General features: G+C 40.9%; 10 protein-coding genes and 2 pseudogenes. 7 read left to right on the top strand and 5 right to left on the bottom strand.

All coding sequences use genetic code 11. The features are described 5' to 3' along the window. Positions 1-743 precede the first annotated feature (743 nt). Positions 744-1,157, bottom strand: a complete 414-nt coding sequence (gene arfB / locus NSP_RS12295; protein WP_006195275.1) for an alternative ribosome rescue aminoacyl-tRNA hydrolase ArfB — start codon at positions 1,155-1,157, stop codon at positions 744-746. A 403-nt stretch (positions 1,158-1,560) separates the two neighbouring features. Between arfB and NSP_RS12290 the strand changes: the two genes are divergently transcribed. From NSP_RS12290 to NSP_RS12280, 3 genes are all read left to right on the top strand, one after another. Further along, positions 1,561-3,033: a TldD/PmbA family protein gene (locus tag NSP_RS12290; protein ID WP_006195274.1), complete on the top strand. Its 1,473-nt coding sequence runs from the start codon at positions 1,561-1,563 to the stop codon at positions 3,031-3,033. 34 nt (positions 3,034-3,067) lie between these two features. Continuing rightward, positions 3,068-3,427, top strand: a complete 360-nt coding sequence (locus tag NSP_RS12285; protein ID WP_006195273.1) for a four helix bundle protein — start codon at positions 3,068-3,070, stop codon at positions 3,425-3,427. 86 nt (positions 3,428-3,513) lie between these two features. Then, positions 3,514-4,854 carry a TldD/PmbA family protein gene (locus NSP_RS12280; protein WP_006195272.1) on the top strand — a complete coding sequence of 447 codons (1,341 nt, stop codon included), beginning with the start codon at positions 3,514-3,516 and terminating at the stop codon, positions 4,852-4,854. Positions 4,855-4,985: 131 nt separating this feature from the next. On the opposite strand, the gene NSP_RS12275 is transcribed toward NSP_RS12280, so the two are convergent. Beyond that, entirely contained in the window at positions 4,986-5,423 is a 438-nt protein-coding gene (locus tag NSP_RS12275; RefSeq protein ID WP_006195271.1) for a pentapeptide repeat-containing protein, read from the bottom strand. Between the two features lie 218 nt (positions 5,424-5,641). Continuing rightward, the gene (locus NSP_RS12270; RefSeq protein WP_006195270.1) at positions 5,642-6,694 is read right to left on the bottom strand and encodes an aspartate carbamoyltransferase catalytic subunit; all 1,053 of its coding nucleotides are present in this window, start codon (positions 6,692-6,694) and stop codon (positions 5,642-5,644) included. A gap of 256 nt (positions 6,695-6,950) precedes the next feature. On the opposite strand from NSP_RS12270, the gene NSP_RS12265 reads away from it, so the two are divergent. Together NSP_RS12265 and NSP_RS12260 are read left to right on the top strand one after the other, a co-directional pair. Then, the gene (locus NSP_RS12265; protein WP_006195269.1) at positions 6,951-7,163 is read left to right on the top strand and encodes a chlorophyll a/b-binding protein; all 213 of its coding nucleotides are present in this window, start codon (positions 6,951-6,953) and stop codon (positions 7,161-7,163) included. Between the two features lie 59 nt (positions 7,164-7,222). Next, complete coding sequence (locus tag NSP_RS12260) at positions 7,223-7,462, top strand: hypothetical protein (RefSeq protein WP_006195268.1); 240 nt, start codon at positions 7,223-7,225, stop codon at positions 7,460-7,462. Between the two features lie 107 nt (positions 7,463-7,569). Here NSP_RS12260 and NSP_RS12255 read toward each other — a convergent pair whose 3' ends face one another. Continuing rightward, a complete protein-coding gene (locus NSP_RS12255) occupies positions 7,570-8,616 on the bottom strand; it encodes an N-acetyltransferase DgcN family protein (RefSeq protein WP_006195267.1) in 1,047 nt (348 codons plus the stop codon). Continuing rightward, complete coding sequence (locus tag NSP_RS12250) at positions 8,600-9,652, bottom strand: dipeptide epimerase (RefSeq protein ID WP_006195266.1); 1,053 nt, start codon at positions 9,650-9,652, stop codon at positions 8,600-8,602. Before NSP_RS12250 ends, NSP_RS12255 begins: the two co-directional genes overlap by 17 nt. A gap of 50 nt (positions 9,653-9,702) precedes the next feature. On the opposite strand from NSP_RS12250, the pseudogene NSP_RS12245 reads away from it, so the two are divergent. Further along, positions 9,703-9,919, top strand: a pseudogene (locus tag NSP_RS12245) (NUDIX hydrolase); the annotation flags it as partial. A gap of 151 nt (positions 9,920-10,070) precedes the next feature. After that, positions 10,071-10,415, top strand: a pseudogene (locus NSP_RS12240) (NUDIX hydrolase); the annotation flags it as partial. Positions 10,416-10,650: the final 235 nt, after the last annotated feature.

Genomic DNA, 10,650 nt, shown 5'->3' with positions numbered 1-10,650 from the left:
CTTGGCTAAATCAATCTGCTCGTCAGGCTGTTGAATTTCCTGGTAAAAATATAATCGTGCTGACGAGAAATTCATATATAAATCCTGGGTGGAGTTGAAATAATTTCCGTGAGTATTTTCTTCTCTTATTAATTCCAGTCTACACATAAATCATCTCATCTACCCCAAATCAATTGTCTACAGTAGATAAAAAATACCTAATTTTTTTCTCTATTTCCCGGCAAAAATAGAGTATTGGGGGGTTGACAATTGCTTTTTAAAATGTTATTGTTAGATTGATAAGGAAGAATTATTTTATTAAATAAATAGAAAATATACAAATTCTCAAAATACAGCCAGCCAGTAGGGTGGGTATAGCCCAAGGGGCATGGCTACGCTAAAGCGACAGCGTAACCCACCATCCTATATTCTGCTATATAAAACCTAGACAAAACTAGACTTTACTTTCTACTTCAACGGGAGCATGGGAGCAGTTATCCCTCAGTAGACTTTCACGCCTTAGCCAGACGCGATTGTGTTCCAATTAAGTTTCTGAAAAAGACTACCACCATCATTGCTTGGTTTTCGCGTCGGCAATAGTCTCAATTCAATACTTGATATCACCGTATTATATATCAAGTAGTTGATTTTTTCCTAAAATATATATTGATTTTTGTCAATATAAGTATAGTTTTGTCTATGAAATTGTCAACTTAGGACTTGCTCTAACTTCCCACACCCGCATGATTAGCATGACGGGTATATTATTCCATCACCTGTCCTCTCATCGACTTAATTTGTCCGCGCTTGGTTTTACTATTAAGACGTTTTTTCTGAGAACTGCGAGTTGGTTTGGTAGGTTTGCGTTTTTGGGGAAGTATGACTGCGCTTTGTATGAGTTGTTTGAGTCTTTGCAAAGCCTCTTCCCGGTTTTTTTCCTGACTGCGGTATTCTTGCGCCTTGATCACAATTACTCCTTCTTGAGTAATGCGTCGGTCATTCAACTTCATCAGCTGTTCTTTATAGAAAGCGGGTAGTGATGAAGCCTCAATGTCAAAGCGTAAGTGGATAGCAGTAGAAACTTTGTTAACGTTTTGACCGCCTGCTCCTTGAGAGCGAATCGCGCTCATTTCGATTTCGCTATCCGGGATCATGATTTTACGAGAAATTTGCAGCATAACTTATAAATAGCCTTATTCATGCAATGGATCAAGCGCAGTTAGGCGATCTACAACGCCAGAATCTTAAACCTAGTGGACTGACACGCTTAAAATAGTGCATAAGAATAAATATTGTGGGGTGGGCTACTGGTCCCCCCAGAACTGCTAATCTTTGAACGCGATCGCTCTAGCACCGCCATACCCACGCTACAATTTATCTGTGGGAAATTGCCAAATTCCTTCTTTAGTTCCACGCGAAAAGAGAGTATTAGCAGTTGACAATTGCTAATATTTTTGTTAGAATAAACTTGATAAGGAAGAACTATCTTGTAATAAATTAAAAAAATTATTAACCTAGATAGATATACAAGTAAAGAAAATACAGTAAACCTAACTATAACGGCAGCAGACGGAACTATCCATGCTTACAAGTACGCTACTTCTCTCCAACCAAATCCCCACCCTACAATATTCATCCACAGCAGAGCGATTCGATGAAACCTGGGAAGCTCCTTTAGCTACCCTTCTTGGACTCGGACGCGCCGCAGGTGCTGACTTCATCGAATTATTCTTAGAACGTCGTAACTATATCAGTTGTCTAGCAGAAGACGACGCAATTACCAGTATTTCACCCAGTTTAGCCACAGGTGCGGGAGTCAGAGTATTTCGTGGTAAAGCCGATTGCTACGTCAGCACCAACGACCTTTCATTTTCCGGTTTGCAAGCAGCCTTAGAAAAAGGTCTTTCTATTCTCGGATTAGAACTACCTAGTCATAACGCCTTCATCCCAGAAATCAATCTCGAATTACTCAGAGACTACGCCACAAAAAGAGGTAAAGATGGCTGGCTACCTCTGTGTAGTTCCATCAAAGAAATGGGAGAAGTCCTTCTTGATGGTACAAGCCACCTCCAGAAAAAAGCCAACCATGTACAATCGCGCCGGGCTTCCTACTTCCGAGATTGGCAAGAAGTCTTAGTTGCTGCTAGTGACGGCACATTTGCCCGTGACATTCGCCTCACTCAATCCGTAGGATTTAACCTATTGTGTGCTGATGGTGCTAATCGCACATCTATTGGTGAACGTGCTGGTAATACCAGTGATGCTAACTTCCTGAGAACTTGGGATTATCGAGACGCATCCGAGAAAATTGCCGAATCTGCCGGAAAAATGCTGTATGCAGATTATGTAGATTCCGGTACATACCCAATTATCATGGCCAATCACTTCGGTGGGGTCATCTTCCACGAAGCCTGCGGACATCTGTTAGAAACTACGCAAATCGAACGCAAGACTACACCCTTTGCAGACAAAAAAGGCGAGAAAATTGCCCACGAAAGTCTCACAGCTTGGGACGAAGGTCGGGCAGAAAATGCCTTCGGGACTATTGACATGGACGACGAAGGAATGCCGGCGCAAAGAACCCTATTAATTGAAAAAGGTGTTCTGAAAAACTTCTTAGCAGATAGAACAGGTTCTTCCCGCACCGGACACCCCAGAACCGGAAGTGGTCGCCGCCAAGGTTATACCTTTGCTGCTGCTAGTCGGATGCGTAATACTTATATTGCACCTGGAGAATACACCACAGAAGATTTATTTAACTCAGTTGATAAAGGAATTTACTGTAAAAAGATGGGTGGCGGTAGCGTTGGGGCTACAGGTCAATTTAACTTTGGTGTAGATGAAGCTTATTTAATTGAAAATGGCAAAATCACAAAACCACTAAAAGGAGCCATCCTCATTGGTGAAGCCAAGGAAATCATGAACAAAATTTCCATGTGTTCCCAAGATTTGGAACTTGCGCCCGGCTTCTGCGGTTCTGTTAGTGGCAGTATCTACACTACAGTCGGACAACCCCACATCAAAGTCGATTCTATCACCGTCGGCGGCAGATAAAGAATTTTAGATTTTAGATTTTAGATTTTAGATTGTGAATGAGCATCAGTTTAAGGCTAGAACAAAGCAGCTTGCATTGCGAGTTATTCGTCTAGTTGAGGTGTTACCACAAACTAGAACTGCTGATGTAATTAGCAAGCAATTATTGCGTTCAGCCACTTCTGTGGCTGCTAATTACCGAGCAGCTTGTCGAGCTAAATCAGCAGCCGATTTGATTGCTAAATTAGGCATAGTGGAAGAAGAAGCTGATGAAACACTTTATTGGTTGGAACTTCTGGTTGAATCAGGTTTAATGAGCGCAGATAAACTGAAAAGTTTGATGCAAGAATCTACCGAAATTTTAGCTATGACTGTTGCTTCAATAAAAACACTAAAAGAAAAACACAAAAAATAAAATCCCAAATCTAAAGTCGAAAATCTAAAGTCGAAAATTAACTTGAAAAAAATCCAAAATCTAAAATCCAAAATCCAAAATTGATTATGCCGAATATTAATGAAATTGCTAATAGTGCCAAGGAAAATGCTAGTAAACTTGGGATTAAAAAATTTGACATTTATGGCTCGACTGTAGATGAAACTAGCGTCCAAGTAGACCAAGGTGAGCCAAAACAAGTTAAAGCCTCAAATCGTTCTGGGGTGACAGTTCGGGTCTGGAATGAAGAGAATACAATGGGTGTCACCAGCACCACAGATGTAGACCCCAAGGGGCTAGAATTAGCTTTAAAAACTGCTTACGAAGCTAGTTTTTTTGGTGTGAAAGAAAATGTCCCTGATTTTAGTCCCGAAGCAACTGTTCCTATTCCCAACACACATAAAGAAAAAGCACCCCAAGCACCTGTGGCTGAGTTGATAAATAGCCTAATTTTAGCTGAGAAAGAACTTTTAGCAGCGCATCAAGCAATTCAGGGCGTACCTTATAATGGTTTAGCCCAGAGAGATATTGACAGATTCTATCTCAATAGCGAGGGCGCAACCAGAACTGAATCTCATTCTTTAGCATCGATTTTTCTTTACAGTAAAACCGAGGAAGAGGGTAAAAAGCCCCGCAGTGGTAGCGCTTTTAGAATTGAACGCAGTGTGAATAATCTTGATATTAATGGTTGTATTAAGGAAACGGCAGAGAAAACTATCAGCCACTTGAATTATGAAAAAATCAAGTCTGGTAAATATCGAGTTGTTTTCTCTCCTGATGCTTTTTTAAGTTTGTTGGGTGCGTTTTCTAATTTGTTCAACGCTCAAAGCATTCTGGATAATCAAAGTTTATCAAATGCTGATGATTTAGGCAAGCAAATTGCTTCACCTCTGCTTTCAGTTTATGATGATTCACTGCACCCAGCTAATGTTGGTGCGGAAAGCTTTGACGGTGAAGGAACTCCCACTCGTCAAGTTTCGCTGATTGAAAATGGCGTTTTAAAAAGCTTTCTTCACAGTGCGGGTACTGCTAAAAGAATGAATACCCAACCCACAGGTAACGCCAGTATTGGTGCAAAAGTCAGCATTAGCCCTAACTTTTATCATGTGTTTGCAGCCACATCACCTGAACAGGATTTGAGCTTAGACACTGCGGAAAATGTGATTTTAATTGATGATTTGCAAGCTCTCCATGCAGGAGTGAAATCTTTACAAGGTTCGTTTTCTTTGCCTTTTGATGGTTGGCTAGTTAACAAAGGTGTGAAAACGAGTATTGAATCAGCAACTGTGGCTGGCGATTTCTTAGAACTCCTGAAATCTATAGTTTATGTAGATAAAGAAGCAGAGCTTACCCCTGGTGGAGTGTGTCCTAAAATTTGGGTTGATCAACTTTCCATTACTGGTGAATAAAAGTTAGGAGTTATTCTTTAACTTTTACATTTTTAGGTTAATTATACCACAGTAGAGACGTTGCATTCAACGTCTCTACATGGTTTTAACGTCTGTTGTGTGTTTCATTTACCTAAAAATTGCTGTAACTCTTATTCTTCACCACCAATACCAAGATTGATATCAAAACCTTCAGCACCACTGATATTAGTACCAATCATTACTGCACCATTTACCTGAGCATTATATAAATTGGCATCGCTCAAATCGGTATTGGTCAGATTTGCGTAATCAAATGTAGTACCATTGGCAAAGGCATCTGTAAGGTCAGCAGAGTGCAAGTTTGCACCTGTTAAATCTGCGCCTTCTAGGTTAGCTTGTTCTAAGTTTGCACCTGTTAAATCCGCGTTTCTTAAATCAACACCTATGAGGTGCGCGCCTTTGAGGTTAGCGTTGCTTAAATCGCAACCATAACATTCCCTCGTTTCTAGTAACTGCTGTTTGGGAGTAAGTTCTTCTGTAGCGGAAATTGGCGCAGCGAAAGTTAACGTACTGAGTAGCGCTGCTGCGGTCAAAAATATGGTTTTCATAATTTATTTACCTTCTATAATTCTTCAGGAGTTATTGATTTAACTCACTTCTATGATTTAAATTATGCAATATTCTCAGTATTATGTCCTCTAGCTAGAGGAGGAATTTACTGAATAGATGGGTAAATAAAAATGACTTAAACTCGGAGTAATTGCTCTCAGCCCTTTTCCCTAAAGGAGATGGAGAGGACTAAAGTCCTCATTACGAAGGTGCGAAACTATTTGATCACAATTGCATCTTTGCCACTACCTAACAAGTATAATAGTGCCATGCGAATGGCAATACCACTGGTAACTTGCGACTGAATTAGGCTAAATTCAGGGTCATCCATCAAATCTGAGCTAATTTCTACACCACGGTTAACTGGCCCTGGATGTAAGACTTTAACGTTAGGCTTGCACAGTTGCAGCTTTTTGCGTGTAATACCAAAGGTTTGATGATATTCTCGCAAGCTGGGAAGTAGGTGCGCTGTCATACGTTCTTTTTGCAGGCGCAAAGTCATGACTAAATCTGCATCCTGTAAGGCTGATTCTAAATCCCAATGCAGAAATAGTTGACGGTTGAGTATGGGGGATGAAGCTGTTTGGCTTTGTGCATTCTCTGTTTCACCTGTTTCTAAAACAAAGTCTTTAAATAACTTAGGTAGCAGGGTGGGTGGTGCTGCTAGATGCACTTGTGCGCCACTGGCTGTTAAACTCCAGATATTTGATCTGGCTACGCGGGAATGTAATATGTCTCCGACGATCGCAATTTTTTTATCTTTTAATAATTCTAGCCGGGGATGACTGCGGTTTATCAAACTACAGATGGTAAATAAATCTAGTAGTGCTTGGGAGGGATGCTCATGTTGACCGTCACCAGCATTGAGGACGCTAACTCGCGCATCTAGACGATCCATTTCTTGAGCGATCGCATTAGGAACTCCCGCTTCTCGATGGCGGATCACCATAATATCAGTTCCCATCGCTAAATAAGTCTTAGCTGTGTCAAGAATTGTTTCTCCCTTCGTCATGGAAGAACTGGCTGCGGCAAAATTCAGCGTATCTGCACTCAGGCGCTTGGCGGCGAGTTCAAAACTGCTGCGGGTGCGTGTGGAAGGTTCAAAAAATAAATTCGCCACCACCTGTCCTTGTAGGCTGGGTACTTTCTTTGTCCGCCGTGACAGCACCTCCTGAAAACTAGCAGCAGTTTGTAAAACAGTATCGTATTCGGCAGTTGTGAAGTCAGCGAGGGACAGAACGTGATGACGATTCCAGGTGGTAGTAGGCATAAATAGCTTTCGGTGTTCTATGTAAAGACGCAAAAATTTACGCCCCTACAGCTTTTTCATTTACATAACATATGCAGTGGAAATCATAGCACTTGCCCAGAATAGATACCTGTTTCTCACGACTGCATAATCAATATCAGGTAGCCCGAACTATTTCTTACGGCTAGCCGCACTTTTAATGTTTGTCAACCTCTTGCAAAAAATCTTTACATAGTGTTATATTTGGTTACATAAGAAAACAACAAAGAAAAAACTCATGACTAGCAAGGGCTTCAAGGTAAACGAACTCGGTAAACGGAATAAGGTCGCCATTGAGCCAAAAGTCTATGAAGAACAAACCCCCAAAGCAGGTTTTACCGAGTACGCAGAGAAACTTAATGGTCGTTTGGCGATGATTGGTTTTGTTTCACTCATAGCGGTAGAAGTCATTACAGGACAAGGTTTAATTGGTTGGCTGACTAACCTGTAAATTGAAGATTCAAGAAATTCGCAAAATTAACTAAAAGTAAAACCATAAGCGAGAAAAATATGAGAACTGATTTTGATTTTCCCCAAAGAGATTTACTCGGTCCAGTTGTATTTAGACCCAATTTCAATAATTTTGAAATAATTAATGTTAACCAAGCTTGGTCATTGTTTTTTAGCGGCGGACAAGACGATAATAAGCTAGGAAGAGGAACCGAGTTAGGACGTTTCTTTACTAACTCTTTAATCGCTATCGGTGTCACAGGAACCCTTTGGGCAATTTACTTCAATCACTTGGCATAAATCCTTGTTTTTAGACTGTCAATTGCATAATTTCCCCAGAAGTCTTGATTTTATCCTCAAGGCTTCTTTTCAATGTTTAAATTCCCCACTCCCCACTCCCCACTCCCCTAATTACTCATAATCGCATCTAACAAAAGACTCGCCCCAAAACGCACAACATCATTGCAAGGTAAACCAGTTTCGGCTGTAGTTTGTGCGATCGCCTCCTGAGCTGTAAACTCATCTAAATGAGCAGTATTCAAAGCTATACCTACAACAGGCACATTTCCAAAAGCGCCTTCTCCACTAGCCACAGTCTCATATAAGCGAATCACCTTGAGTAAAGACGGAATCACGACATGGGAATGATTACGCACGTGAACTTGTCCCGCCCGATGTGCTAAAATTAATTGCGTTGGTTGCGAACCACGAATTAAAGGTAAAGTAGCCGTGGAACCAGGATGCAGCAGTGAACCTTGTCCTTCAATGTGGAGGATGTCGTAGTTTTGTCCATAACGCATCACCATTTGCTCTACAGCACCAGCCGCAAAATCTACCCGCACAGCATCTAAAGGCACACCATCCCCTTCTAACATCACTCCAGTTTGACCTGTAGCCAAAAATTTAGAACGCCATCCCCTGCGTCGTGACTCCCAATGTAATTCTAGGCTAGTGGACATTTTACCAATTGCCATATCAGTTCCCACCGTCAGCACCCGCCGACAAGGAAGAGTCCGAGCCAAACCGCTAGCAACACCCAAATTTGCTGGTTCTTTTCGCACATCCCAAATTAATTGTCCTGGTTTTAGCAGAGCATTTAACTCTGGTATGTTTGCCATTGGTGTGTGTAAACCATTTACCAAAGACATCCCGGCTTGTAAAGCATTTTTAATTTCTAACCAGTAATCATCCGGTACAGCACCACCTTTGGGAGCAATACCAATTACCAAAACTTCCGGTTTATACTCCAGTGCTGCTGTTAATGATGCCACAATTGGGACATCACGCTTCATCCCTGTTAATTCTGACACAGATTTGCCAGCAGACTCACGATCAATCAAGGCGACAATAGGGGATTCACTGTAGCGTAGAAGTGATAGCCCAGTTTTACCATGAGTTCCAGTAATTCCTTCATGTAGCAGAATTGCTATTCTTTGATTAAGCAGCAAACTCACTGTATTGTACCCCCAAGCCAGGTAAATCGTTTGGTAAAATTCTCCCTTCTTGCACTAATGCGCCCGTAAAGGGATCATTAATTAAATTAAGGTGACTGTCTAAATCTAAATAATCAGCTAATGGTGCTAACTGTGCTGCGGCTGTATTCGCTAGTGTACTGTCAGAATAGCAACCAAACATCACTTGTAACCCGTAGGCGCGCGCTGTATATACCATACGCATGGCCTCTGTCAGTCCACCTGATTTCATAATTTTGATATTAATCCCATCCACATAGTTTGCTAAATGAGGAATATCGCTACTGGTAAAGCAACTTTCATCTACAAATATTGGTAGGGGGGTTTTCTCCTTCAGTTGGACTAAACTCGTTTCTTGACCCCGTGGTAATGGCTGTTCTACATATTTTATGCCTAAATCAGCTAACCAATTACACATATAAATAGCATCTTCTAAGCTCCAACCCCCGTTTGCATCTACAAATAATTCTAAATTGGGTGCTTCTTGTTGTACTGCTAACAGCATTTGCTGGTCTGCTTCTATACCCTCTAGACTACCTAATTTTACTTTAAACAGGCGAACATCCATAAATTGTAACCAGTCCCGCGCCCTTGCTCTCGCTCCTGCTGGTGAATTAATGCCAATTGTCACTGAAGTTGGGACTGTAACATTACGGTCAAGTCCCCAAATTTGCCAAACAGGTAATCCCACACGCTTACCTAGCCAGTCATACATCGCCATATCCAGCGCTGCCCTCACCGATGAAGGAACCTGCTGTTGTGTTAGAATTTTTTCAATTTGCTGTCGTTGTAACGGGTTGAATGGTTCTAAAATTGGTGCAAGTTGCTGTAAATGACTTTTGATTGTATCAGTTGATTGGGAATGAGTACCTACACCAAAAGGTGAAGCTTCACCCCAGCCTTCAATCCCATCCTGTAAAATTTTCACCCATATATTTGTCGTTTGGGCTGTTGTCCCGCGACTAATAGTCAAAGGAAAGCGTTTATTGACAGTAAATAACTTTACTTCTAATTCCATAGCTCAATATTTGTCAGGAGAAAAACAGTTTTATTTTAAATGATTGGAGTATGAATAAATTAAAAAAATGGCATATTCTCACATCAGAAATGGTGATAAATCATCGCTGGTGTCAAGTCAGGCAAGATGAAATACAATTACCTAATGGGAAAATTATAGATGATTTTTTTGTGGTTATTAGACCGGAAATCGCCTTAATTTTACCTATTACAAATCATCAAGAAATTGTTTTTGTGCGTCAATATAGGCATGGGGTGGGAGAAATTTTATAGGACTTACGCAAGAACTCTCTGAAACCCTCTTGACTTCTCCCAAAGGGAGAGGCTAGCGCCAACGTGTCCTTTGTGTCCTTCTCCCAAGGGGAGACGCTTCGCGAACGTGGTTCGTTTTTTCATAATTTTGCGTAAGTCCTGTTTTATTAGAACTCCCGGCTGGTAGTTTCGATGCAGCCATAGAAGATGCTGAAACAGCAGCAGTTAGAGAACTTCAAGAAGAAACTGGTTATGTAGCCCAAAAAGTTACTAAAATAGCTACTCAATATGATAATCCTGTTAAAGATACTAATAAAATACATTTATTTTTAGCTGAAAATGTGGTAAAAACTCAAGCTCAAAAATTAGATGTTACAGAAGATATTGAAGTTGTTTTGATTCCTGTATCATCAGTTTTAGATAAAATTATTAACGGTGAAGTCTGTGTTGCGGGAACAGTTGCGGCTCTGTTTTTAGGTTTAAATTTTCTTCAGGTCGGGAAATATGGCTGATCTAGGGTTTATTAAGATTTTTTAGCTATATTTAGAGGATATTTGAATTATCGAACCGCCTTCGCGCAGCGTATGCCCCCAGGGCTTTAGTCGCCCGCGCGCAGCGATGCCCGCAAGGGCTTTAGTACGCCAAGGTAAGAGGGAAAGAGGTTGCTCGTTATGTTGGTTGTGGTTGATTAATTTTCTACTTGCTTAAGTTAGTAATTCAGGCTCAATGTTGTGTTCAATTAGTTAA

It is taken from the genome of Nodularia spumigena CCY9414 (assembly GCF_000340565.2).
Taxonomy (GTDB): Bacteria; Cyanobacteriota; Cyanobacteriia; order Cyanobacteriales; family Nostocaceae; genus Nodularia; species Nodularia spumigena.
This window is presented reverse-complemented; position numbering and strand designations above follow the sequence as displayed.